This is a genomic window from Microbacterium sp. AG157 (genome assembly GCF_003385695.1).
GTDB lineage: Bacteria > Actinomycetota > Actinomycetes > Actinomycetales > Microbacteriaceae > Microbacterium > Microbacterium testaceum.
In genome coordinates this window covers 519,152-541,548 of the sequence record NZ_QRDK01000002.1, presented here as the reverse complement: position 1 = coordinate 541,548, position 22,397 = coordinate 519,152, and the positions used below count along the sequence as shown (strand labels likewise).

The window sequence follows — 22,397 nt, the reverse complement described above, 5'->3', positions numbered from 1 at the left end:
CCGCACGCACCACACGGGCACTCAACGATGAGCACGAAGGCGTGTTCGGGAGGGACGTCATGACCGATATCAAGAACGCGGAGAAGGCGCCGACGGCGTCACCTCCGCCGGGCGGACGAGCCGAGCGTCGTACGCGCGGCTCCGGCGCACGCAATCGCACCACGCTGCTCGTGGTGCTCGTAGGGCTCATCCTGGTGGTGGCGCTCTTCCTCTTCATGGTCACGCGGGCTCCCGCCGAGACCAAGCCGACCACCCTGGGCTTCAGCCTCAACAGCTTCTTCATCTGGCTCGGCGGGCTCAGCCCCCTCGTCCAGATCCCCCTCGTCATCGTCGCCTTCGGCGCGGTCGTCGGTCTTCTGCTGCTTCTCATCGAATACGCACCGCGCTCCGGCAAGGGCTACTTCTGGCTGCGGCTCATCGCCTGCTTCGGTATTCCGGTGCTGGCGTTCATGCTTCTGCGCCCGTACCAGAACGCCGTCGTCTACGTGCTCGGCATCGCGATCCTGCTCGGTGCGATCCTCTTCTATGCCGACTACCGCTCGCGCCAGGGTGCGGGGTACCTCTTCCAGCTGATCCTGTTCGCGGCCCCCGCGTCGATCCTGCTGCTGATCGGTCTGGTCTACCCGGCCATCACCACCTTCTTCCAGTCGTTCTTCGACAAGACCGGTGACAACTTCGTCGGTCTCGAGAACTACATCTGGACCTTCACGAACCCCGAAGGGTTCTGGTCGGTCATCAACACGCTCATCTGGGTGCTCCTGGCCCCGACCATCGCCACGGCGATCGGTCTGGCCTACGCGGTCTTCATCGACCGCGCGGCGGGGGAGAAGTACCTCAAGGTGCTCATCTTCGCGCCGTTCGCGATCTCGTTCGTCGGCGCCGGCATCATCTGGAAGTTCGTCTACGACTTCCGCCAGGGCGACCAGATCGGCGTGCTGAACGCGATCGTCACGGCGTTCGGCGGGCAGCCGGTCTCGTGGCTCGCGGCGTCGCCGCTGATCAACACGCTGTTGCTCGTCGTCGTCTTCATCTGGAGTCAGACGGGACTGGCGATGGTCATCCTCTCGGCCGCCATCAAGGCCGTGCCGCCGGAGCAGAACGAAGCGGCCGAACTCGACGGCGCCAGCGCCTGGGAGCGCTTCGTCAACGTCACCGTTCCCGGCATCCGTTCTTCGCTCATCGTGGTCCTCACGACGATCGCGATCGGTGCGCTGAAGATCTACGACATCGTCGCCGTCATGACCGGTGGGCGAAACGACTCGACCGTGCTCGCCTTCGAGATGGTCAACCAGCAGCAGCGCTTCCAGAGCTACGGGCACTCCGCGGCGCTGGCCGTGGTGCTGTTCATCTTCGTGCTGCCGCTGATCATCTTCAACGTGCGCCAGATCCGGAAGCAGAGGGAAGTGCGATGACCACCTCGACCGTGGTGATCGAACCCACCACAGACACCCGCTCCGCCCGCCAGGTCGCGCGCGACACGCGTAAGCACGAGGCGATGGCGCGCAAGCGCCTCACCTCGAAGGGCGCGACGATCGCGGCCATCGTGATCGCCTTCTTCTGGACGATCCCGACGTTCGGTCTCTTCGTCACCTCGTTCCGACCGGGTTCCGACACCCAGTCGTCGGGGTGGTGGACGGTGTTCACCGACCCGTCGTTCACGCTGGAGAACTACCGTCTCGCGCTGACCTCCGGCGGGACCGCACTGACCCTGGCGCAGTCGTTCCTGAACTCGCTCGCGATCACCATCCCGGTCGTGCTGTTCGCGCTCGCTGTGGCTTCGCTCATCGCGTACGCGTTCGCGTGGATCGACTTCAAGGGACGCAACTTCTTCTTCATCTTCATCTTCGCGTTGCAGATCGTGCCGCTGCAGATGGCCCTCGTGCCCCTGCTGAGCCTGTTCTCGCGCGGACTGACCATCAACGACGTCACGATCTTCCCGGGATTCGACCTGCGCGGTGTGGAGCACAGCTTCGCGACCGTCTGGATCGCGCACGTGATCTTCGCGATGCCGCTGGCGGTCTTCCTGCTGCACAACTTCATCGCCGAGATCCCCGCTGAGGTCATCGAGGCGGCGCGCGTGGACGGTGCCGGACACGGGCAGATCTTCTTCCGCTTGATCCTGCCGCTCGCCGCTCCCGCTCTGGCCTCGTTCGCGGTGCTCGAGTTCATCTGGGTGTGGAACGACCTGCTCGTGGCGACGATCTTCGCGCCATCGTCCTCGTTGCCTCTGACGCAATCGCTGAACTCGCTGTCGGGCACCTGGGGCGACCAGTGGTTCCTGCAGTCCGCGGGAACGTTCATCTCGATCCTGGTTCCGCTCATCGTGTTCTTCCTGCTGCAGCGCTTCTTCGTGCGCGGTCTGCTGGCTGGAGCGACGAAGGGCTGAGCCCGTCTCGACCGAAGGGGCGCGGCATCCGGAAGGGTGTCGCGCCCCTTCGCCGTTCCCCGCTCACCCGCCGACCCCCACGCATAAACGCGATTTGCACGTGAAAACGCGAGGAGCGCGCGTTTATGGGTGTGGATCGCGTTTATGCGTAAGGGGGCGGGAGCCCATGCCCTGCGGTGAGCGGGAGCGCGTGCCGTGCAGTGGGCGGGATCGCGTGCCGCGCGGTAAGCGGGAGTGGATGCCGCGCGACGAGCGAGAGCACATGCCCTGCGGTGAGCGGGAGCGCGCGCCGCAAAGTGGGCGGGAACGCGTGCCGCGCGGTGAGCGGGAGTGGATGCTGTGCGACGCGCGAGAGCGCATGCCCTGCGGTGAGCGGGAGCGCGTGCCGCGCGGTGGGCGGGGGCGCGTGCCGCGCGGTGAGCGGGAGCGGATGCCGCGTGACGAGCGGAAACGCGTGCCGCGCGGTGGGCGGGCGTTGGCGACGGGCCGCGGACGGGCCGGCGCGCGGCCGCGGAGCGGGAACGGCGACCGAGAAAGCGCATGAACGCAATCCCCATGCATAAACGCGATCCGCACGTGAAAACGCGAGGAGCGCGCGTTTACGGGTGCGGATCGCGTTTATGCGTGAGGGGGGCGGGAGCGGATGCCGCGACGCGGACCGAACGCGGGCGTCAGGCGCTGCAGGACAGGCGCGACTGGATGTCGCGCATCGCGTCGAGCTCGGCGGACTGGCCGGTCACGATCGCGCCGGCGACCTCTTTCACGCGTGCGTCGGAGCCGAGTTCGATAACGGCTTGGGCCATGGGGATCGCACCCTCGTGGTGACGGATCATCAGCCGGAGGAACACGCAGTCCGCGGGCTGCCCCTGGGCACTGCGCAGTTCGTCGAGCTGGGCGTCGGTGGCCATGCCCATCTCGGTGAGCAGCTGCTCCTGCGTGAGCGCCGCGGTATCGCCATGGCTGTGCTCGCCCGACTTCTCCATCCACGTCATGAGCGGCTGGCTCGAGGACTGGGGGAGGCCCCACTGCACGAGCCACCCGTACATCTCGCCGCGCTGGCCCGACTGGGCGGTGGCGATGTCGTACGAGAGGGTGCGGAGCTCGTCGTCGTCGGTCTTTCGGTAGATCTCCATCGCCATGAGCACCGCCTGCGTGTGGTGCACCTGCATGTCTCGGGCGAAGCCGGCCTCCGCCGAGTTCTCGCCGGGGTGCGCGGGTGCCGCCGTCGCGCCGAACGCGGTGAAGCGCCCGACCGCGAACGCGACGGCGATCACCGCCACGGCGACGAGAGCGACGACGACCCAGCGGACCGCGGGACGCGCGACCGGGGCGTCCTCGCTCATCAGGCCTTGCCCGGACCGTCGATGGCGCCCGAGCACGCGGCGTTGGGCTCGGGGACGTTCTGGCTGCGCCAGAACTCCGTGAAGAACTCCTTGATGCGGGGGTCGGTGGGGTCGTCGACCTTGAGCTGGTGGTTCCACCCGCTGACGGCGACGGGGGTGTCCATGTTCGGGTACGGCGACAGGATCGCGTAGCTCGAGGGCAAGACCGCCTTGAGGGCGTCGACGCCGGCCTCGTCGACGCGAGCGGGGTCGTACGTGACCCAGATGGCACCGTGCTCCATCGAGTGCACGGCGTTCTCGTTCTGCTGGGGCTCGGTGTACACGCCGCAGTTCAACCAGTAGGGGTTGTGCGGGCCGCCGGCGGGCGGGTTCTGCTCATAGGTCACGGCACCCTGCACGTGGTCGGAGCGGTTCTCGAAGGTCTGCACACCGCTGATCTCACGGCCCGTGCTGTTGCCGGCCTGGTAGCTCGTGGGGGGAGCGGGGGCGAAGGCGAAGGATGCCACCACGAGACCGATCACCGCGACCGCGGCCGTGGAACCCACGACCCACCACACGAGCTTGCCGCGCTTGCGCTTCGCGACCTGCTTCTGGTACTCGGCGAGCTTCTCTTGGCGCTTCTGCTCGCGCTGCTGCTTGACGGTGAGGTCGATCTGCGCCTGCTTGGCGGGGTTGCCGCTGGCTCGCTTGTCGGAGGGGGAGGTCATGCGCTGTGTTCTGTCTCTCTTCGCGGCGGGACACATCGGCAGCCGCCGACGCCCCCAGCCTATGCGGGTGAATGGGCCGATGGCCTGGGAGGAAACCGCGAGCCCGGGATGGTGGGGTACGGGTGGCCACGATAGTATGACGATGTCGAATCGATTCGAGGTTCGACGATCCCCCTTATTTCTCAGCCCGATTCCGTCGGGCTGTCCGTGTTGCGAAACGAAACCAGACGCGTGCTCGATACTGCCTCCCACCCCGTCATCCCCTCGTCGTCCCGCCCCGCGCCGACGAACACCGGCGCGATCCGCGCGATCGGCACGAACCCCGCCACGGCGCCGATCGTGCTGCACCCGGGTGATGCCATTCCGGCATCGCGTCGATTCCTGTACATCCTCGTGCTCGGCGCGCTCACGGCTTTGGGTCCGTTCACCATCGACCTGTACCTGCCGGCGTTCCCCGTGCTCGAGGCCGATTTCCAGACGACCGCGGCCGCGATCCAGCTGACCCTCACGGGCACGATGATCGGATTCGCGCTGGGACAGCTCATCGTGGGGCCGCTCAGCGACAAGGTCGGGCGTCGGCTTCCCCTCCTCTCGGTCACGGCTCTGCACGTGGCCGCGAGCATCTTCGCCGCCTCGGCGCCGACGCTCGAGACCCTGTCGATCGCGCGCGTGCTGATGGGCGCGGGTGCCGCCGCCGGCGGCGTCGTGGCCGCCGCCATCATCCGCGACCTGTTCGGCGGTCGCCGGCTCGTCGTGATGCTCTCGCGCATGGCGATGGTGTCGGGCGTCGCGCCCGTGCTCGCGCCCCTCGCGGGCTCCGCCCTTCTGCTGGTGATGAACTGGCGCGGCATCTTCGTCGTCCTCGCCGTGTACGGCGCCGTCATGCTCGTCTCGGCGATCCTGTTCGTGCCCGAGACCCTCCCGCCCGCTCGCCGCGGCGGCCCCGGTGCCACGACCGTCTGGCAGCGCTATGCGAGCGTGTTCCGCGACCGCGTCTTCATCGGCGTGCTCATCATCGGCGCGATGACCTTCAGCGGACTGTTCTCGTACCTCTCGGCATCGTCGTTCCTCTTCCAGGTGACCTATCAGTTCAGCGCGCAGGGCTACGGCGTGCTGTTCGCGGCCAACTCGATCGGTGTCGTCGTCGGTGTGCAGGTGGCGTCGCGCCTCGCCGCCCGGTTCGGTCCGCAGTGGGTGCTGGCTGTATCGACGGCGGTGCTCGTCCTGGCCGGGGGCGCCATCGTGCTGACCGACCAGCTGGGCCTCGGGCTGTGGGGAACCATCGTGCCGCTGTTCTTCTTCATGACCGCGTGCGGCTTCACGTTCCCCTGCGCTCAGGTGCTCGCCCTCGATCGCCACGGCAAGGCGGCGGGAACAGCACAGTCGATCATCGGGGCGGCGAACTTCGGCGTGGCCGGGATCATCTCACCGCTGGTCGGCCTGCTCGCCACCGGTTCGGGCATCACCGCCACGACCATGGCCTCGGTCATGCTCGGCTGCGCCGTCATCGGTGTGCTGTCGCTGTGGCTGCTCGTGCGCCCGCGCACGGTGGAGCGCCTCGCGCCCTGATCGGACCGCGTCGACCGGTCGGCGGCGCACACAGTAGCAGGTCGGTCCCGGGGGTTCGCTCCCGGGACCGACCCATTCCTCCGTCGCCGACGAGACGGCATCATGAGGCGATGGATGCCTCCGCGATCGACGATGTGCTCGACACGCGCCCTCAGCGCTTCCGTGCCACGGTGGGTGTGGTGCTGATCGCTCTGGCGTGCGGCCTCGGGGCGTGGGTGTTCTTTCGCGGGCCGAGCCCGTTCGCGATCGACGTGTGGTGGAATCAGCTGTTCGCGTCGGCGCCGTCGCAGCCGCTCCTGGTCTTCGCGATCGCGATGGACACGGTCGGGGGGCATCTCACCGCCGTCCTGATCGTGCCGGTTCTGGGTGCCCTGGCGCTCTTCCTCTCTCGTCGGCGATGGTCGGCGCTGTACTTCGTCACCGCCTCGGTGGGCAGCGCCCTTCTCGTGCAGGTCGTCAAGCACACGTTCGGCCGAGCGCGACCGCAGGACATCCTCATCGTGAGCGACTACGGCTCGTTCCCCTCGGGGCATACGGCCAACGCGGCCACCATCGCGGTGGTCGCCGCGGTCCTGTTCCCGCACCTGTGGGTGAGGATCGTCGGGGTGGCCTGGGTGATGCTCATGGCGTTCAGCCGCACCTACCTGCACGCGCACTGGCTCTCGGACACCGCGGGTGGGGCGCTCATCGGCGCCGGAGCGGCACTGATCCTGGCGGCGGCTTTCTCGCGCCTGCGCGCCCGCGACGAAGACCGACTGGCCATCCGTTCCGCACGCAAGACGGATGCCGCAGCGGCGACCGAGTCGTAGGCTGTCGCGCATGAGCGAGCCCGGCGCCGTGCCCTCCGTTTCGTCCGACGATCCCTCGGCGGCCGACGCCGAGCTCGCACGTCTTCGTGCCGAAGCCGCGGCGGCCGAGGCCGAACTCCGGCTGGCGCGCGCCCGGGCCGATCTCGCCGCGGCGGAGGCGGCGGCCGCGACCGCACGCGCGCGGGCGGCGGGCCAGGCGTCGTCCGACCCGGCGCCGGCCGCACCGCCGGAGGAGCGGGCTGCGGCGACGCCGCCGTCAGCGGATGCTGCGACGCTGCCGGCCGACGAGGACGACGCAGTGCCCGCGGCGGGCACATCCGCCCCGGCCCCTTCCGCCCCGGCCCCTTCCGCCGTCGCCCCGCTCTCCGCCGCGCAGGTCGACACGATCGCCGCCGGGTACGCCGCCACCGGGCCCGCCCTCGACCTCGGCGTGCTCGTGAACGGCGAGCCGGTGGCATCCGTCCCCGTGCGCATCCCCCTCTCGATGACCAACCGCCACGGTCTGGTGGCCGGCGCGACGGGGACGGGAAAGACGCGCACGCTGCAGCTGCTCGCCGAGCAGTTGTCGGAGAACGGGGTGCCGGTGTTCGCCGCCGACATCAAGGGCGACCTGTCGGGACTGGCCGCCCAGGGCGTCTCGAGCGAGAAACTGCTCGCGCGCACCGCCGCCCTCGGACAGGACTGGTCGGCGCGCTCGTTCCCCACGGAGTTCTTCGCCCTGGGCGACAACGCGGGCTCGGGCATCCCGGTGCGAGCCACGGTCTCGGGTTTCGGCCCGCTGCTGCTCAGTCGCGTGCTCGGACTCAACCCGACGCAGGAGTCGAGCCTCGGTCTCGTGTTCCACTACGCCGACGAGAAGGGGCTGGCACTCGTCGACCTCTCCGACCTGCGCGCGGTGCTGACCTTCCTCACGAGCGCCGAGGGCAAGGCGGAGCTGAAGGGTATCGGTGGGCTGTCCGCGGCGACGGCGGGGGTCATCCTGCGCGAGCTGGTGGCCTTCGCGGCGGTCGGCGCCGACACCTTCTTCGGTGAGCCCGAGCTCGACGTCTCGGTGTTCCTTCGGACGGATGCCACGGGCGCGGGCATCGTGAGCCTGCTGGAGGTGCCCGACGTCGCGGCGCGGCCCCAGCTGTACTCGACGTTCCTCATGTATCTGCTCGCGGAGCTGTATGAGGCGCTGCCGGAGGTGGGCGATCTGGACAAGCCCAAGCTCGTGTTCTTCTTCGACGAGGCGCACCTGCTGTTCCGCGATGCGTCGAAGGCGTTCCTCGAGGCGATCACGCAGACCGTGCGGCTGATCCGCTCGAAGGGCGTCGGGGTCTTCTTCGTCACGCAGACGCCGAAGGACGTCCCCGGCGACGTGCTCGCGCAACTCGGCTCGCGGGTACAGCACGCCCTGCGCGCCTTCATACCCGACGACGCCGCGGCGCTGCGCGCGTCCGTCCGCACGTACCCAGACTCGGGATACGACCTCGAGCGCGTGCTGCAGGAACTCGGCACGGGCGAGGCGATCATCACGGTGATGAGCGAACGCGGAGCCCCGACGCCCGTCGCGTGGACGCGCATCTTCGCCCCGCGCGCCTCGATGTCGCCCATCCCCGCCGAGGCCCTGGCGGCGGCGGTGTCGGCATCCCCCCTCTTCTCCACCTACGGCACCTCGATCGACCGCGAGTCGGCGCGCGAGATCCTCGGCACCCGCATGCAGGCGGCGGCCGAGGCCGAGGCTGCCGCCGAGCGCGCGAAGAAGGACGCCGCCGACGCCGCCGAGTACGCGAAGCAGAAGGCCGCGATCGACAAGGCGAACGCCGAGGCGCAGAAGAAGGCGCAACGCGAGTACGACCGCATCTTGACGTCGACGGCTGCCCCGCGCAGCCGCACGAGCGCGCCCGCCGCGGGCCTCGACGGTCTGCTCGGGCGTGGGGCGACGAAGAGCATCGTGAACGGCGTCATCCGCGGGCTGTTCGGCAACGGCCGACGCCGCTGAACCCCCGACGACGAAGAACGGGACGGGATGCCGATCACCCGGCATCCCGTCCCGTCGCCGTGTCGGCGGTTACGGCCGGTTCAGCTCGAGGGGCATGGTAGACGTGTCGATCAGCGGATCGTCGTCCTGTCGGGCGACGAGCGCTTGTGCCTCGGCCGGGGTCTCCACCGTGGGGACGGAACCGAGCAGCGGGCGCTTGGCCGTCTCCGGCATGGCCAGGAGCGCGACCAACCCCATCGCGGCGAAGAACATGATGTAGAACGCCGGCATGAGCGTGTTGCCCGTCCAGTCGATCAGCGCCTGGCTGAACAACGGGGTCGTGCCTCCGAACAACGACACCGACACGTTGTACGCGATCGCCATCGCCCCGAAGCGCGAGGCGGTGGGGAAGAGCGCCGGCAGAGTGGATGCCGCGATGCTCGCGTAGAAGGCCACCGGCACCGCCGCGAGCACCAGGGCGATCATGACCGCCCACAGCTCACCGATCTGCATGATCAGGAAGGCCGGAACCAGCAGGACCAGCGCGGACGCGGCGGCCGCCACGTAGATGGGTTTGCGGCCCACCCGGTCGCTGAGCCTGCCGAAGATCGGCAGCATGGCCGACATCAGCAGAAGAACGGGGATGGTGGCGACGGCCGAGCCCACGTTCGAGATACCGACTTCCTTCTCGAGGTAGACCGGCATGTAGCTGGTGAGGGCGTATCCCGCGGTGTTGGTCGCCGCGACGAGGGCAATAGCGATGAGCAGGGACTTCCAGTGGTGGCGCACGATCCCGGCGAGGCCCTGGCGGGACATCGGGTCGCCCTTGTCGATCTCGGCCTCGGCCTCGGCCGCGTGCGTCTGCTCGAAGGAGGGGGTCTCGGGGATCTTCAGACGGAACCAGATCGCGACGATGCCGAGGGGGATGGCGAGCAGGAACGGGATGCGCCAGCCGTACTCGGTCATCGCGTCGGGGCCCGAGACGTTCGTCACGATGGCCGTGGTGATGGCCACCGCTCCGGCACCGGCGGCGAACCCGACGTAGGAGCCCACGTCGAGCCACGACGACCAGAAGCCGCGCCGCTTGTCGGGGGAGAACTCAGAGACATAGGTGGTCGCTCCGGCGTACTCCCCGCCGGTGGAGAAGCCCTGGATCATCTTCAGCAGGTAGAGCGGGATGATCGCCCAGAGGCCGATCTGCGCCGAGGTGGGAAGGATGCCGATGAGCGCGGTGGCCGAGGCCATCATCGCCATCGTCAGGAAGAGCACCTTCTGTCGGCCGATCCGGTCGCCGAGGGGGCCGAGGACGAAGCCGCCGAAGGGGCGGACGAGGAAGGAGATCGCGAAGCCGAGCAGCGTGACGAGCAGACCCCACGGGTCGGGCAGGTCGGAGGCGAAGACGGCGGTGAGCGTGACGGCGAGGTAGCCGTAGATGCCGAAGTCGAACCACTCCATGAAGTTGCCGACGACGGTGCCGCCGATGGCGGTGCGCACGCGATTCTTGTCGACGACGATGACGTCGTCGACTTCGAGCCGGGGGGCTTCGGATGCCGAGGGGGATTTCTCGTTCATCCTTCTAGCGTTACCCCGATCCGTGTTTCGTTTCCAGTCCGGGGCGTGCGCGGGGCGGTCGTGCTATCGAGGCGTCTCGGACGATCGTCAAGCCCCCGGCGATGTCGGACGTCCGGCGTACCGTGTCGGGCATGACCGAGCTCTCCGCCCCCACCGGCCGCGAACCCGCGCTCGTCGCCCAGCCCCGCTCCGACGGGACGGCACCGAGAGCTCTGGTGCTCGGCGCCACCGGCTATCTGGGCGGCAGGCTCGTTCCCCGCCTGCTGTCGGCGGGGTACCGCGTGCGCGTGCTCGCCCGCGATCCTCGACGGGTCGAGGCCTTCCCCTGGGGCGACGAGATCGAGACCGCCACGGGCGACGCGACCGACGCCGCGGCCGTCCGTGCAGCGGTCGAGGGCGTCGACGTGCTTTATTACCTCATCCATTCGATGGGCAGCGCCCGCGATTTCGAGGCCACCGACCGGGTAGCCGCGCAGACCGTCGCCGACGCGGCGTCCGCCGCATCCGTCTCGCGCATCGTCTACCTCGGCGGCCTGCACCCCGATGACGCCACGCTCTCGGCGCACCTGCGATCGCGCGTCGAAGTGGGACAGATCCTCTTGCACAGCGGTGTGCCGACCCTCGTGCTGCAGGCCGGCGTCGTCATCGGGTCGGGCTCGGCGTCGTTCGAGATGGTGCGCCATCTCACCGACGTATTGCCGTACATGCCCGCGCCCAAATGGGTGCGAAACCACATCCAGCCGATCGCCGTGCGCGACGTGCTGCACTACCTGCTCGGCGCCGCCCGCGTGGCCCCCAACGTCAACCGGGCGGTCGACATCGGCGGGCCCGACGTGCTGCGCTACGGCCAGATGATGAACGGCTACGCGATGGAGGCGGGTCTGCCGCAGCGCGCGATCGCGTCTCTGCCCGTCCTGACGCCGCGCCTCGCCTCGCACTGGGTCAACCTCGTGACCCCGATCCCGAAGGCGATCGCCCGGCCGCTCGTGGAGTCGCTGCAGAACGACTGCGTCGTGAAGGATCGCGCGATCGACGACCTTGTGCCGCGCCCCGAGGGCGGACTCATGCCCTACCGGGAGGCCGTCCGCCGCGCGCTCGGGCGCGTGAACGACGACGCGATCGAGACCAGCTGGCAAGACGCCGAGGTGTCGGGTGCCCCGAGCGATCCGCTGCCGAGCGACCCGGAGTGGTCGGGTCGGCTGGTGTACACCGACATCCGCTCGATGACCACGAAGGCAAGCGCCGCCCAGTTGTGGTCGGTGATCGAGGGGATCGGCGGAGAGAACGGCTGGTACTCCTCACCGCTGCTCTGGGCGATCCGCGGCTGGATGGACCGTCTCGTCGGTGGCGTGGGGTTGGCCCGCGGCCGTCGCAGTCGGTCGGTGGTCACCGTCGGCGATGCCCTGGACTTCTGGCGCGTCGAGGCGATCGAGCCCGGTCACCTGCTGCGCCTGCGCGCCGAGATGAAGGTCCCGGGCGGAGCCTGGCTCGAACTGCGCGCGACGCCCGAGGGTGAAGGGGCGCGCTTCGACCAGCGGGCGCTGTTCTTCCCGACGGGACTCGCGGGACGCCTCTACTGGTTGGCCGTGCTGCCCTTCCACGGGCTGATCTTCAGCGGCATGGCCCGGCGCATCACCGCCGCCGCCGAGCACGTGCAACGCGACGACCTCGAGCCGAAGGCGAAGGCCGGACGCATCGCCCCCGAGATCGCCGAGGTCGAGACGACCGCGGCGCCCTCGGCATAGGCCGTTCGCTTGCGGAAACCGGGCCCACGCCACCGTGCGCGCCCGTAGGCTGAGCCGCGTGCCCCACCACGCTCGCGTCCTGACCGTGTCCGATCGCTCGGCCGCGGGCCTCCGTGAAGACCGCGGCGGCCCCTTGGCGGTGTCGTTGCTGCGTGAGGCGGGATTCGACTGCGCCGACCCCGTCATCGTCGCCGACGGGGCAGAGAGCGTCGAGACTGCTCTGCGCGCCCTCGTCGCCGAGGGGACGGGGCTCATCGTCACGACCGGCGGCACGGGCATCGCCCCCACCGACCGCACGCCCGAGGGCACGACGCGCGTGATCGACCGCGAGATCCCCGGTATCGCCGAGGAGCTGCGGCGTCGTGGGCTCGCCGACACCCCGATGGCCGTCATCTCCCGCGGCCTCGCGGGCATCGTCGACCCCGGCACCCTGATCGTCAACCTCCCCGGGTCGACACGGGCCGTGGCATCCGGGATCACCGTCATCGCCGAGCTCGCACCGCACGTGCTCGATCAGCTCTCCGGAGGAGACCACTCATGAGCGCCGTCCGCATCGCCCGTCTGTCCGAGACCCCGCTCGACCTCGACGCGCACCTCGATGCCGTCGAGGAGTCGTCGTCGGGAGCCGTGACCACCTTCGTCGGACGCGTGCGCGACATCGACCCCGATGCCTCGGGCGCGGTCGTGGCGCTCGAGTACAGCGCGCACCCCGATGCCGAGCAGACCCTGCACCGCATCGCCGAGACCGCCGCGGCGGGGACCGATGCGATCGTCGCCGTCAGCCACCGCGTCGGCCGGTTGGGCGTCGGGGAGGCCGCGGTCGTGATCGCCGTGGCATCCGGTCACCGCGCCGAGGCGTTCGAGGTCTGCCGCACCGTGATCGAGACGATCAAGACCGACCTGCCGGTGTGGAAGCGTCAGGTCGAGGCCGACGGTACGACGGAATGGAAAGGCCTCGGGGGCTGACGCCTTCTCGCGCCCGCAACGGATTCGGGGGAGTGCAGCGGATGCGGATGCCGTGGCGCGGTGTGTCCGAATCCCGTGCACGGATCCGAATCCGGTGCATCGGCTGCGTCCCGGGGCTCAGCCGCCGGCGAAGGGCGGGAGCACGTCGACGTGCGTGACGCCCGCGAGCGGGACGTCGTCGTCGCGGCGCGTGCCGTCGACGAGCACGGCGCAGCGATCCAGGATCTCGCCCAGAGCGGGGTGGTCGGCGACGACCGCGGCGCGCAGCGCCGTCAGGGACTGTTCGAAGCGATCCTCGGCATCCGTTCCCGCCGCCTCGGCCGCGGCGGCGAAGTAGCGCACGCGCACGCTCACGCGCGTTCCCCCTCGGTCGCCGGCACCTCGCCGGGAGCGGTCGCCGACGGGCCGACCCCGGGTTCGCCCGGGCGCAGCCAGTCGCCCGACTTCCCGCCGGTCTTCGACACGATGCGCACGTTCTCGATCAAGGTGCCCTTGTCAAGCCCCTTCACCATGTCGACGATCGCGAGCGCCGCGACCGAGACGCTCGTGAGCGCCTCCATCTCGACGCCGGTACGGTCGGCGGTGCCGACGGTGGCTTCGATCTCGACGCCCTCGTCGGTGACCTCGAGGTCGACCGAGGCGCGGTGCACGCCGATGACGTGCGCGAGGGGGAGCAGGGCGGGGGTGGATTTCGCGGCCTGGATGCCGGCGATCCGCGCGACCGCGAGCACATCGCCCTTGGGTGCGGTGCCGTTGCGCAGGGCGGCGACCACCTCGGGCGCACACCGGACGAATCCGCGCGCGGTGGCCGTGCGAACGGTGGGCTGCTTGAGCGTGACGTCGACCATGCGGGCGCGGCCCGCGGCATCCAGGTGGGTGAAGCTCATGGAATCAGCATGACATCGAGCGGGTCGCCCACCGACACGGTGGACACCTCCGCGGGAACGATGGCGAAGGCCTCGGCGCGCGCGAGAGAGGCGGCGAGGTGCGAGCCCGAGCCGCCGGCCGTCGCGGGGCGGACCGTGCCCGCGACGAGGTCGATCGCGGCGGGAAGGTACTGGCGTCGGCCGGGCGGGGTCGTCCAGGTCTCGGATGCCGTGAGCCGGGCGAGACGCCGATCGATCACCGTGCGGCCCTGCAGCGCCAGGAGCGCGGGGCGCACGAACACCTCGAACGAGACCGCGACGCTCACGGGATTGCCGGGGAGGCCGAAGACGAGGCGGCCGTCGTCGAGGACGCCGAAGGCCTGCGGCTTGCCGGGCTGCATGGCGACCTTCTCGAACGCGATGCGGTCCGACAGCGCTTGGCGCACCGGTTCGTAGGCCCCGGCGCTGACGCCTCCCGTGAAGACGACGACGTCGGCGTCGAGAGCGCGCTCGAGGAAGGAGTTGATCGCCTCGGCTTCGTCGGGGAGCGAGGCGATGACCGTCACGTCGGCGTCGGCGCCCGCGACGAGAGCCGCGAGGAGTGTCGAGTTGGAGTCGGGGGTCTGGCCGCGCCCCGGCGCGGTGCCGGGGGCGACGAGCTCGCTGCCGGTGGAGACGACGGCGACACGGGGGCGGCGGTGCACGACGAGCTCGGCGACGCCGGCGGCCGCGGCGGCGGACAGCGCGAGGGCGCCGAGCCTCTCGCCGGCCGAGAGCACGACATCGCCCGCACGGGTGTCACCGCCCCGGCGGCGGATGAACGCACCCGCGGCGGCGGGGGCGCGACGGACGTCGATGGTGCCGAGCGAGTCCGCGAGACCACCGGTGGTGTCCTCGAAGGGGACGATCGCGTCGGCCGCGGTGGGGACGGGCGCGCCCGTCATGATGCGCACCGCCTCGCCGGCGCCGAACGACGGATCGGCCGACGACCCGGCCGGCAGGTCGCCGACCACGCGGAGGGTCGCCGGGTTCTCGGCATCCGCCCCCTCGACGTCGGCGACGTGCACCGCGAAGCCGTCCATCGACGAGTTGTCGAAGCCGGGCAGGTCGTGGGCGGCGAGAACGGGCTCGGCGAGCGTGCGGCCGGCCGCGTCGGCGAGGCGGACGGTCTCGGGGGCGAGGCGTGAGACGGCGGCGAGCACGCGGGCGCGGTGCTCCTCCACGGTGAGCAGCGGGGTCATCGGGGCCTCCGGGGTCAAGGGGAAACGGCGGGGCGCGCCGCGGGGGTGAGCGGGATCGCGTCCTGTCGCGCGCGCAGGGCATCGATCACGACGAGTCGGCCGAGCAGCGGTTCGCCCGCCCCGGTGACGAGCTTGATCGCCTCGGTCGCGAGAAGCCCGCCGACCTGCACGCAGAGCGAGCCGAGAACGCCGACCTGGGCGCACGTCGGCGGTTCGCCCGCGGACCCGGGCGGGAAGAGATCGCCGAGCACGACGGGGGCGTGGCCCTCGGGCGGATTCGACCAGAACACCGTGACCTGCGCCGCCCACTCCTGCACGGCTCCCCAGACGAGCGGGATGCCGAGGGTTTCGGCGGCCGCGGCGACGGCCTCGCGCGTGTCGAAGGTGTCGCTCCCGTCGATGACGAGGTCGGCACCGTGCAGCAGATCGCGGGCGTTGTCGGAGGTCAGTCGTACCGAGCGTTCCTGCACGACGGTGAGGGGTGAGAGATCGTGCACGGCGCGTGCGGCCGAGGCGGTCTTGGCGGTGCCGATGTCGGCGACGCGGTGCGCGAGCTGGCGCTGCAGGTTGGTGCGCTCGACGGTGTCGTCGTCGATCACGATGAGCTCGCCCACCCCCGCGGCCGCGAGCGAGAGCAGCACCGGCGAACCCAGACCGCCCGCGCCGACCACGGCGATGCGTGCGGCGGCGAGGCGACGCTGTCCCTCCTCGCCGATCCCGGCGAGCACGGCATGACGGGCGGTGCGGATGAATTCTTCGGGGGCGAGGGATGCCACCGGCTCGACGAGCGGCCTCATCCGCCGATCGCGCTCATCGTGCGCTCGGGCTGAACGAAGTCGGGGCGCGCCAGTCCCACGCGGTCGGAACCGTGGGCGCGCGGCTTGGCCCACATGGCATCCCGCCAGACCTGTGCGATGCCGTCGTCGTCGGCGCCCGCGCGGAGGGTGGAGAGCAGGTCGGTCTCTTCGTGCGAGAAGAGGCAGGACCGCACCTTGCCGTCGGCCGTCACGCGGGTGCGCGTGCAGGCGGCGCAGAAGGGTTCGGTGACGGAGGAGATGATGCCGACGTGTCCGGCGACCGCGGTCTCTCCGGGGCGTCGCACCTCCCATCGCTCCGCGGGGGCAGCGCCGCGACCGCGAGGGTCGGGCGCGAGGGCGAACGCCGTTTCGATCTCGGCGCGGATGTCGCTCGCCGCGATGACGTTCGTCGCCGTCCACGACCGGTCGCCGTCGAGGGGCATGTCCTCGATGAAGCGCATCTCGAAGCCGTTCGTGACAGCCCAGTCGACGAGGGGGACGACCTCGGTGTCGTTGACCCCGCGCAGGAGCACCGCGTTGATCTTGATCGGGCCGAGGCCCGCCGCGCGCGCGGCCTGGAGGCCGGCGAGCACCTTGTCGAGGTGGGGGCGGCGGGTCAGCTCGGCGAAGGTCTCGGGGTGCAGGGTGTCGAGCGAGACGTTGAGGCGGTTCAGCCCCGCGTCTTTCAGCGCCTGCGCCCGGCGATCGAGGCCCACGGCGTTGGTGGTCATCGAGATCGGAAGGTCGGGGTTGTCCTCCCGGATACCGGCGATGATGAACTCGAGGTCTTTGCGGACGAGGGGCTCTCCGCCGGTGAGGCGCAGTTCCTCGGCGCCGAGGGATCGCACCGCCACGCGGACGATGCGCCGGATCTCGTCGGTCGACATCAGCTGCGACTGCGGGAGCCACGGCATCCCGTCGGCCGGCATGCAGTACGTGCAGCGCAGGTTGCATTTGTCGATCACCGAGACGCGCAGGTCGGTCGCGACACGGCCGAAGCGGTCGAGCAGACCGCCCTCGCGGGGAGCGCGCGTCTCGGTGAGCACGGTCGCGCCGGAGGCCGAGACGGCCGGTGCTCCCGTCGCGGGGAGCACGGTGGCGCCAGGCGCGCGGGTCACGGTGGCGCCGAGTGCGACGGCCACGGGCCCCCGTGTCGTGCTCGCGTGCTCGGCATCCATGGGTCGAGCCTAGGTCAGCACGGGGAGGGTGAGGGCGGCGTGGGTGCGCGGGGGAGGAGATTCGGTGGAGGGAGGACGATTTCGGCCCGGGGATCCTTCCGTCGGCGCGCTTCCTCCCGGCTCCCGTCGCGCGGGCGGGGGTACCTTCGGGGGATGCCGAACACCTTCCGCATCGCACAAGCCGCACGCCTGCTCGGTGTCAGTGACGACACCGTGCGTCGGTGGATCGATCAGGGCGCGCTGCCCACCACCGGGACCTCGCCGACCGAGATTCCCGGGGCGGCGCTGGCCGAGCGGGCCGTTGCGCTCGCCGACGAGCCCGACGATCCCACCGGCATCGCCTCGAGCGCGCGCAATCGATTCGTCGGGATCGTCACGCGCGTGCGGATCGACGGGGTGATGGCCCAGGTCGACCTGCAGTGCGGCCCGCACCGGGTGGTGTCGCTGATGTCGGCCGAGGCGGCAGAGGAGCTCGCGCTCGAGCCGGGCTCTCTGGCGGTGGCCTCGATGAAGGCGACGGTCGTCACCGTCGAGGCGCCGCGCGGCTGAGACACGGGGATTCGACGCGACGACGTCGAGCCAGCCGGGCCAGGGATAGGCGACCGCCTCACCCCGCGAAGCGCGGCCCGATCGCGTCGACCGTGAGCTCCCACAGTCGGCGAGCGTCGGCGGCGTCGGAGAACGGCGACCAGAGCGGCGAGGGACGCGCCGGGCCACCGATCAGGCGCGAGGGGCCGAAGAACGTCCCCTGTGCGGGGGTGGCGGTCGCCGCGAGCACGGCGGGTTCGGCGGCGGATGCCACGGAGCCGGTGATGTGCAGGCGGGAGAGCACCCGGATGACCCGGCGCGCGCCCAGTTCGCGCGTGCGGCCGACGCCGGGCTGAGCCGCCAACAGGTTGGTGGGCGAGACCCCGGGGTGCGCGAGCGTGCTGGTGACGTTCCACCCCTCGGCGCGGCCGCGGCGCCGCAGCTCTTCGGCGAACAGGCCGACCGCGATCTTGGACTGCACGTACGAGGCCATGGCGTCGTACGGTGTCGCGTCGACGGCGCCCTCGTCGAAACGGCCTCGGCGCGCGGCGATGCTCGTCTGGTGCACGATGCGCGCGCGGCCCTCCCGGAGGAGCGGCAGGAGGCCGAGGGTGAGGGCCGCGTGACCGAGGTGGTTCGTGCCCCACTGCAGCTCGAAGCCGTCGGCGGTCTCCTGTCGCGTCGGCGGGGTCATGACGCCGGCGTTGTTGACCAGCAGGTGCACGGGCCGGCCCTCGGACCGCAGTGCCTCGACGAGGGCGTGCACCGAGTCCAGGTCCGCCAGGTCGAGGGCGCGGGTCGAGGCCACGGCATCCGGAACCTCCCGACGGAGGGCGTCGAGCGCACGACGGCCCTTCTCGGGGGAACGGACGGGCAGGACGACCTCGGCGCCGAGGCCGGCGAGACGGGTCGCGATGACCGTCCCGATGCCGTCGCTGGCACCGGTGACGAGGGCCAGGCGGCCGCGGAGCGGGGAAGAGGTGGGGGACATGATCGGGTCCTTTCGCGTCGATACGTCGATGCTTCCGTCCGCGCACCGAGGGGGCCAGTGCGCGCTCACCCGCTGATCGGCGATCCACCCCTCAGCGGACCGAGGGCGATCCGATCACGGCGAGCAGGCGCAGCTTCTCGGCACTCTCGCTCCCGGGCTGCGCGGTGTAGACGAGCAGCCGGTGGGACTGGTCCGGGTCGAGCAGGGTCTGGCACGACAGGTCGAGGTGGCCCACCTCGGGGTGATGGAATCTCTTGACCTCGGGCGGCCGGGCGCCGACCTCGTGCGCGTCCCAGAGGGTGGCGAACTCGGGGCTGCGGGCGCGGAGGCCGTCGGCCAGTTCGGCGGCGCGAGACTGCGGGCCCCGCGCGGCGACCATCTCGCGCAGGCCCGCGGCGTAGACGCGCGACAGGTCGGCGGCCTCGTCGGGCGGGTAGGCGGCCCGGGAGGCGGGGTCGGTGAACCAGCGGTAGCCGATGCTCCGCGCCGGCCCCGTCCGCAGCGCGGCGTCGCCGAGGAGGGCGATGCCCAGACGGCTCTGGCGCAGCGTCTCGCCGAGCTCGGTGACGATCTCGGCGGGAGTGTCGTCGAGGCGATCGAGGATGCGGAGCATACCGGGACTGACGTGCTCGGTCCCCGAGTGACGAGACGGTGGCCGGTGCCCCGCGAGACGGAAGAGGTGATCGCGCTCGGCGAGGCTCAGGTGCAGGCCCTGCGCGAGAGCGGTGAGCATCTGCTCCGAGGGGGTCGGACCGTTGCCGCGCTCGAGGCGCGCGTAGTAATCGGTGGACATGTGGCTGAGCAGGGCCACCTCTTCGCGGCGGAGGCCCGCCGTGCGCCGACGCGCGCCGCGCGCGAGACCGACGTCCTCGGGTTGCAGGGCCTCGCGTCGGCGCTGGAGGAAGTCGCCCAGGCTCGGGAGGTCGCTCACGGTGTTCCTCGCATCCCCCGTTCCTATCGCCTCGGTCGCCGGCGTGCCAGGACTCGCCGGTCCACCCCTCGTCGCCACCTGCGCGAGACGGCTCGTCGTCGTCTCGCACCGCCGAGCTGACTTTCGGGTAGAAACGGACATATCGAATCTTCAAGTCCGCAGATGCGGAATACTGAAGCGACAGCGGGCCGCCGGCCGCGCCGAAAGGACCCTCATGCGCCGCCCCCTCCACCTGCTCGCCGTCGTCGGCACCGCCGTCCTGCTCGCCGGATGTGCGAGCGCGGCGCCCGCGCCCGCGGCATCCGAGGACTCGCTCTCGGGGACCGTCGAGGTGTACGCCGCGGCCTCGCTGCAGCGCTCGTTCGACGAGATCGCCTCCGCCTTCGAGGCCGCCCACCCCGGTGTCACGGTCAGCGCGGTCTACGACGGATCGAGCACCCTGGCGACGCAGATCGGCGAGGGCGCTCCGGCCGACGTCTTCGCCTCGGCCGACGAGAAGAACATGTCCAAGGTGGCGGCGGAGGCCCCTGATCCCCGGCTGTTCGCCGGGAACACGCTCGTCATCGCCGTGCCGACGGGAAACCCGGGCGGCGTGGCGACCCTCGCGGACCTTGCCCGCGTGACGACGGTGCTGTGCGCCCCCGAGGTGCCGTGCGGCGCCGCCTCGGCGACCCTCCTGTCGAACGCCGGCGTGCGTGTGACGCCCGCCAGCTCCGAGCAGAACGTCACCGCGGTGTTGACCAAGGTGGCCGCCGGCGAGGCCGACGCCGGTCTCGTCTACGCGACCGACGTCAATGGCCGGGACGACGTCGAGACCATCGTTCCCGCCGGTGCGGATGCGGTCGTCAACCGCTATCCGATCGCCGCCCTGACCGATGCGCCGAACCCCGACGCCGCCGCCGCGTTCGTGGCCTTCGTCCTCGGTGAGGACGGGCAGCGGGTGCTCGCGGACGCCGGGTTCCGCGCACCGTGAGAGAGGCGGGATACGTCCCCCGCTGGCTGATCGTGCCGGCGGTGGCCGGCCTGCTCTTCCTCCTCGTCCCGCTCACCGCGCTGGTGGCGCGCGTGGAGTGGGCGACGCTGTGGAGCGACGTGACCTCCGAGGCCGCGCTCTCGGCCCTGGCACTGTCGCTCGGCACCGGGGCCGTGGCCACCGTGGGGTGCGCGGTGATCGGCATCCCTCTCGCCCTCCTGATCGCGCGCAGTCCCGCCCGCACGGCGGCCGCTCTGCGGGCGCTGGTGACCGTGCCGCTCGTGCTGCCGCCGATGGTCGGCGGTGTCGCCCTGTTGTACCTCTTCGGGCGCAACGGCTGGTTCGGCTTCCTCGGCCTGCCGTTCACGACCCCCGCCGTCGTGCTGGCGCAGGTGTTCGTCGCTCTGCCTTTCCTCGTGCTCGCGGTCGAGGGGGCGCTGCGCAGCACCGGCGTCGAGTTCGAGAGGGCCGCGGCCTCTCTCGGGGCCTCGCGCGCGACGATCCTGCGGCGCATCACGCTCCCGCTGGCAGCCCCCGGCATCGTCGCCGGGGTCGTGCTGTGCTTCGCCCGCGCGATCGGGGAGTTCGGGGCGACCGCGCTGTTCGCCGGCAACCGCCCGGGGGTGACGCAGACGATGCCGCTGGCGATCTACACCGCCTTCAACGGTGCGGGCGTCTCGCAGGGCACCGCGGTGGCCCTGTCGTTGCTGCTGCTCCTCACCGCCGTCGCGGTGCTGCTTCTCGTACGCGGATGGCGGCCGGGGGTGGGCAGATGACGATCCCGGATGCCGCGGAACTCCGCGCCCACATCGCGGTGCGCCGCCGTGACTTCATCGTCGACATCGCGCTCGACGTCGCCCCGGGGGAGACCGTCGCCGTGATGGGGCGCAGCGGTGCCGGGAAATCCACCCTGCTCGGTGCCCTGGCCGGGCTCACCCCGCTCGACGAGGGCGAGATCTCCGTCGACGGCCGGGTGCTCGACCGTGCGCCGCGGGTGCGCACGGCCCCGATGGAGCGCGGCATCGTGCTGCTCGGTCAGGAGGCCCGGCTCTTCCCACACCTCACCGTGCGCGAGAACGTCGCCTTCGGTCCGCGATCGGCCGGGGTCCCGGCATCCGCCGCTCGCAGCGGAGCCGACGACTGGCTCGCCCGCGTGGGTCTCCCGGGGATGGGTGACCGTCGACCCGCGCAGTTGTCGGGCGGGGAGCAGCAGCGCGTGGCCGTCGCGAGAGCGCTCGCGGCCGAGCCCCGGGTCGTGCTGCTCGATGAACCCCTCGTGGCCCTCGACGCGGTCACGGCGTCGGAGATCCGGGCCATGCTCAGCGAGCGCCTCGCCGGGGTGACGACCGTGGCCGTCACCCACGACGCGATCGACGCCGCGGCCCTCGCCGATCGACTCGTCATCGTGGAGCGCGGGCGGGTCACGCAGGAAGGGCCCGTGCGCGACGTGCTCTCGGCCCCCGTGACCGACGTCGCGGCGCGGATCGCGGGACTCGAGCGTCTCGAGGGTGTGGCGCGGGGCGGGGCGTTCGTGCGGGGTGAGCTGCGCCTCGAGTCGACGGATGCCGTGTCCCGCGGCCTCGCCGCGGTCGACGGGATCCCGCTCGTGGCGGTGTATCGCGCGGTGGATGCGCGACTCGGCGAGGGGGCGCCGGCGACGGTGATCCATCTCGAGTCGACGCCGACGGGGGTGCGGGTCGTGACGAACGCGGGTGTGGTCGAGGTGGCTCCGAGCGTCGCCGCCGGCGTGAGCGTGGGGATGCCGGTGCGGATCGGTGTTCCCGCCGACGCCGTTCGCTTCTCGCGCCCGGGCGTCGACGCCGCGTAGCCTC

General features: G+C 71.1%; 22 protein-coding genes. 12 read left to right on the top strand and 10 right to left on the bottom strand.

The window, feature by feature from the left end:
• Positions 1–59 precede the first annotated feature (59 nt).
• Together DEU35_RS08395 and DEU35_RS08390 are read left to right on the top strand one after the other, a co-directional pair.
• Positions 60–1,412, top strand: a complete 1,353-nt coding sequence (locus DEU35_RS08395) for a carbohydrate ABC transporter permease (protein ID WP_246078346.1) — start codon at positions 60–62, stop codon at positions 1,410–1,412.
• On the top strand, positions 1,409–2,386 hold the full coding sequence (locus tag DEU35_RS08390; protein ID WP_103205984.1) for a carbohydrate ABC transporter permease: 978 nt from the start codon (positions 1,409–1,411) through the stop codon (positions 2,384–2,386). The genes DEU35_RS08395 and DEU35_RS08390 overlap by 4 nt, the downstream gene beginning before the upstream one ends.
• A gap of 671 nt (positions 2,387–3,057) precedes the next feature.
• Here DEU35_RS08390 and DEU35_RS08385 read toward each other — a convergent pair.
• Entirely contained in the window at positions 3,058–3,729 is a 672-nt protein-coding gene (locus tag DEU35_RS08385; protein ID WP_116239212.1) for a DUF305 domain-containing protein, read from the bottom strand.
• Positions 3,729–4,436 (bottom strand): DUF3105 domain-containing protein, encoded by a 708-nt coding sequence (locus DEU35_RS08380; protein WP_103205986.1) that lies wholly within the window; start codon positions 4,434–4,436, stop codon positions 3,729–3,731. Before DEU35_RS08380 ends, DEU35_RS08385 begins: the two co-directional genes overlap by 1 nt.
• Positions 4,437–4,667: 231 nt before the next feature.
• Between DEU35_RS08380 and DEU35_RS08375 the strand changes: the two genes are divergently transcribed.
• From DEU35_RS08375 to DEU35_RS08365, 3 genes are all read left to right on the top strand, one after another.
• A complete protein-coding gene (locus DEU35_RS08375; RefSeq protein ID WP_174799649.1) occupies positions 4,668–6,005 on the top strand; it encodes a multidrug effflux MFS transporter in 1,338 nt (445 codons plus the stop codon).
• A gap of 110 nt (positions 6,006–6,115) precedes the next feature.
• The gene (locus tag DEU35_RS08370) at positions 6,116–6,814 is read left to right on the top strand and encodes a phosphatase PAP2 family protein (RefSeq protein ID WP_103205987.1); all 699 of its coding nucleotides are present in this window, start codon (positions 6,116–6,118) and stop codon (positions 6,812–6,814) included.
• A gap of 10 nt (positions 6,815–6,824) precedes the next feature.
• Complete coding sequence (locus DEU35_RS08365; protein ID WP_116239211.1) at positions 6,825–8,798, top strand: helicase HerA-like domain-containing protein; 1,974 nt, start codon at positions 6,825–6,827, stop codon at positions 8,796–8,798.
• A 69-nt stretch (positions 8,799–8,867) separates the two neighbouring features.
• Here DEU35_RS08365 and DEU35_RS08360 read toward each other — a convergent pair whose 3' ends face one another.
• Entirely contained in the window at positions 8,868–10,349 is a 1,482-nt protein-coding gene (locus tag DEU35_RS08360; RefSeq protein ID WP_116239210.1) for an MFS transporter, read from the bottom strand.
• Positions 10,350–10,480: 131 nt separating this feature from the next.
• Here DEU35_RS08360 and DEU35_RS08355 point away from each other — a divergent pair, with 131 nt between their 5' ends.
• Genes DEU35_RS08355 through DEU35_RS08345 form a run of 3 tightly spaced genes read left to right on the top strand, consistent with a single transcriptional unit; the run spans position 10,481 to position 13,060 of the window.
• Positions 10,481–12,094, top strand: coding sequence for an SDR family oxidoreductase (locus tag DEU35_RS08355; RefSeq protein ID WP_116239364.1), 1,614 nt, complete (start codon positions 10,481–10,483; stop codon positions 12,092–12,094).
• Positions 12,095–12,152: 58 nt separating this feature from the next.
• The gene (locus DEU35_RS08350) at positions 12,153–12,635 is read left to right on the top strand and encodes a molybdenum cofactor biosynthesis protein B (RefSeq protein ID WP_103205990.1); all 483 of its coding nucleotides are present in this window, start codon (positions 12,153–12,155) and stop codon (positions 12,633–12,635) included.
• On the top strand, positions 12,632–13,060 hold the full coding sequence (locus DEU35_RS08345; protein ID WP_103205991.1) for a molybdenum cofactor biosynthesis protein MoaE: 429 nt from the start codon (positions 12,632–12,634) through the stop codon (positions 13,058–13,060). The genes DEU35_RS08350 and DEU35_RS08345 overlap by 4 nt, the downstream gene beginning before the upstream one ends.
• 117 nt (positions 13,061–13,177) lie before the next feature.
• Here the strand turns inward: DEU35_RS08345 and DEU35_RS08340 are convergent, their stop codons facing one another.
• From DEU35_RS08340 to moaA, 5 genes are read right to left on the bottom strand one after another with little or no spacing between them, the layout of a single operon-like run.
• Positions 13,178–13,414, bottom strand: a complete 237-nt coding sequence (locus tag DEU35_RS08340) for a MoaD/ThiS family protein (RefSeq protein ID WP_116239209.1) — start codon at positions 13,412–13,414, stop codon at positions 13,178–13,180.
• Positions 13,411–13,947 carry a cyclic pyranopterin monophosphate synthase MoaC gene (moaC, locus tag DEU35_RS08335; protein ID WP_116239208.1) on the bottom strand — a complete coding sequence of 179 codons (537 nt, stop codon included), beginning with the start codon at positions 13,945–13,947 and terminating at the stop codon, positions 13,411–13,413. The genes DEU35_RS08340 and moaC overlap by 4 nt, the downstream gene beginning before the upstream one ends.
• Positions 13,944–15,167 (bottom strand): gephyrin-like molybdotransferase Glp, encoded by a 1,224-nt coding sequence (gene glp / locus DEU35_RS08330; RefSeq protein WP_116239207.1) that lies wholly within the window; start codon positions 15,165–15,167, stop codon positions 13,944–13,946. The genes moaC and glp overlap by 4 nt, the downstream gene beginning before the upstream one ends.
• 14 nt (positions 15,168–15,181) lie before the next feature.
• On the bottom strand, positions 15,182–15,964 hold the full coding sequence (locus DEU35_RS08325; protein WP_116239206.1) for a HesA/MoeB/ThiF family protein: 783 nt from the start codon (positions 15,962–15,964) through the stop codon (positions 15,182–15,184).
• Positions 15,961–17,142 carry a GTP 3',8-cyclase MoaA gene (gene moaA / locus DEU35_RS08320; RefSeq protein WP_116239205.1) on the bottom strand — a complete coding sequence of 394 codons (1,182 nt, stop codon included), beginning with the start codon at positions 17,140–17,142 and terminating at the stop codon, positions 15,961–15,963. Before moaA ends, DEU35_RS08325 begins: the two co-directional genes overlap by 4 nt.
• A 153-nt stretch (positions 17,143–17,295) precedes the next feature.
• On the opposite strand from moaA, the gene DEU35_RS08315 reads away from it, so the two are divergent.
• Positions 17,296–17,691, top strand: coding sequence for a molybdopterin-binding protein (locus DEU35_RS08315; RefSeq protein WP_103205997.1), 396 nt, complete (start codon positions 17,296–17,298; stop codon positions 17,689–17,691).
• Between the two features lie 58 nt (positions 17,692–17,749).
• On the opposite strand, the gene DEU35_RS08310 is transcribed toward DEU35_RS08315, so the two are convergent.
• Together DEU35_RS08310 and DEU35_RS08305 are read right to left on the bottom strand one after the other, a co-directional pair.
• Complete coding sequence (locus DEU35_RS08310; RefSeq protein WP_116239204.1) at positions 17,750–18,661, bottom strand: SDR family oxidoreductase; 912 nt, start codon at positions 18,659–18,661, stop codon at positions 17,750–17,752.
• Positions 18,662–18,752: 91 nt separating this feature from the next.
• The gene (locus DEU35_RS08305; protein WP_258873429.1) at positions 18,753–19,592 is read right to left on the bottom strand and encodes a helix-turn-helix transcriptional regulator; all 840 of its coding nucleotides are present in this window, start codon (positions 19,590–19,592) and stop codon (positions 18,753–18,755) included.
• A 214-nt stretch (positions 19,593–19,806) separates the two neighbouring features.
• Between DEU35_RS08305 and modA the strand changes: the two genes are divergently transcribed.
• The 3 genes from modA to DEU35_RS08290 are packed head-to-tail and all read left to right on the top strand — an operon-like array spanning position 19,807 to position 22,393.
• Complete coding sequence (gene modA, locus DEU35_RS08300; protein ID WP_116239202.1) at positions 19,807–20,565, top strand: molybdate ABC transporter substrate-binding protein; 759 nt, start codon at positions 19,807–19,809, stop codon at positions 20,563–20,565.
• Positions 20,562–21,341 carry a molybdate ABC transporter permease subunit gene (modB, locus tag DEU35_RS08295; RefSeq protein ID WP_103206001.1) on the top strand — a complete coding sequence of 260 codons (780 nt, stop codon included), beginning with the start codon at positions 20,562–20,564 and terminating at the stop codon, positions 21,339–21,341. Before modA ends, modB begins: the two co-directional genes overlap by 4 nt.
• The gene (locus DEU35_RS08290; RefSeq protein ID WP_258873428.1) at positions 21,338–22,393 is read left to right on the top strand and encodes a sulfate/molybdate ABC transporter ATP-binding protein; all 1,056 of its coding nucleotides are present in this window, start codon (positions 21,338–21,340) and stop codon (positions 22,391–22,393) included. The genes modB and DEU35_RS08290 overlap by 4 nt, the downstream gene beginning before the upstream one ends.
• The last annotated feature ends 4 nt before the right edge of the window (positions 22,394–22,397 follow it).

Bases quoted from the DNA above. Each gene is read 5' to 3' on its own strand.
- DEU35_RS08395 (WP_246078346.1), top strand. From the start codon at position 60: ATGACCGATATCAAGAACGCGGAGAAGGCGCCGACGGCGTCACCTCCG.
- DEU35_RS08390 (WP_103205984.1), top strand. From the start codon at position 1,409: ATGACCACCTCGACCGTGGTGATCGAACCCACCACAGACACCCGCTCC.
- DEU35_RS08385 (WP_116239212.1), bottom strand. From the start codon at position 3,729: ATGAGCGAGGACGCCCCGGTCGCGCGTCCCGCGGTCCGCTGGGTCGTC.
- DEU35_RS08380 (WP_103205986.1), bottom strand. From the start codon at position 4,436: ATGACCTCCCCCTCCGACAAGCGAGCCAGCGGCAACCCCGCCAAGCAG.
- DEU35_RS08370 (WP_103205987.1), top strand. From the start codon at position 6,116: ATGGATGCCTCCGCGATCGACGATGTGCTCGACACGCGCCCTCAGCGC.
- DEU35_RS08365 (WP_116239211.1), top strand. From the start codon at position 6,825: ATGAGCGAGCCCGGCGCCGTGCCCTCCGTTTCGTCCGACGATCCCTCG.
- DEU35_RS08360 (WP_116239210.1), bottom strand. From the start codon at position 10,349: ATGAACGAGAAATCCCCCTCGGCATCCGAAGCCCCCCGGCTCGAAGTC.
- DEU35_RS08355 (WP_116239364.1), top strand. From the start codon at position 10,481: ATGACCGAGCTCTCCGCCCCCACCGGCCGCGAACCCGCGCTCGTCGCC.
- DEU35_RS08345 (WP_103205991.1), top strand. From the start codon at position 12,632: ATGAGCGCCGTCCGCATCGCCCGTCTGTCCGAGACCCCGCTCGACCTC.
- moaC (WP_116239208.1), bottom strand. From the start codon at position 13,947: ATGAGCTTCACCCACCTGGATGCCGCGGGCCGCGCCCGCATGGTCGAC.
- glp (WP_116239207.1), bottom strand. From the start codon at position 15,167: ATGACCCCGCTGCTCACCGTGGAGGAGCACCGCGCCCGCGTGCTCGCC.
- DEU35_RS08325 (WP_116239206.1), bottom strand. From the start codon at position 15,964: ATGAGGCCGCTCGTCGAGCCGGTGGCATCCCTCGCCCCCGAAGAATTC.
- moaA (WP_116239205.1), bottom strand. From the start codon at position 17,142: ATGGATGCCGAGCACGCGAGCACGACACGGGGGCCCGTGGCCGTCGCA.
- DEU35_RS08315 (WP_103205997.1), top strand. From the start codon at position 17,296: ATGCCGAACACCTTCCGCATCGCACAAGCCGCACGCCTGCTCGGTGTC.
- DEU35_RS08310 (WP_116239204.1), bottom strand. From the start codon at position 18,661: ATGTCCCCCACCTCTTCCCCGCTCCGCGGCCGCCTGGCCCTCGTCACC.
- modA (WP_116239202.1), top strand. From the start codon at position 19,807: ATGCGCCGCCCCCTCCACCTGCTCGCCGTCGTCGGCACCGCCGTCCTG.
- DEU35_RS08290 (WP_258873428.1), top strand. From the start codon at position 21,338: ATGACGATCCCGGATGCCGCGGAACTCCGCGCCCACATCGCGGTGCGC.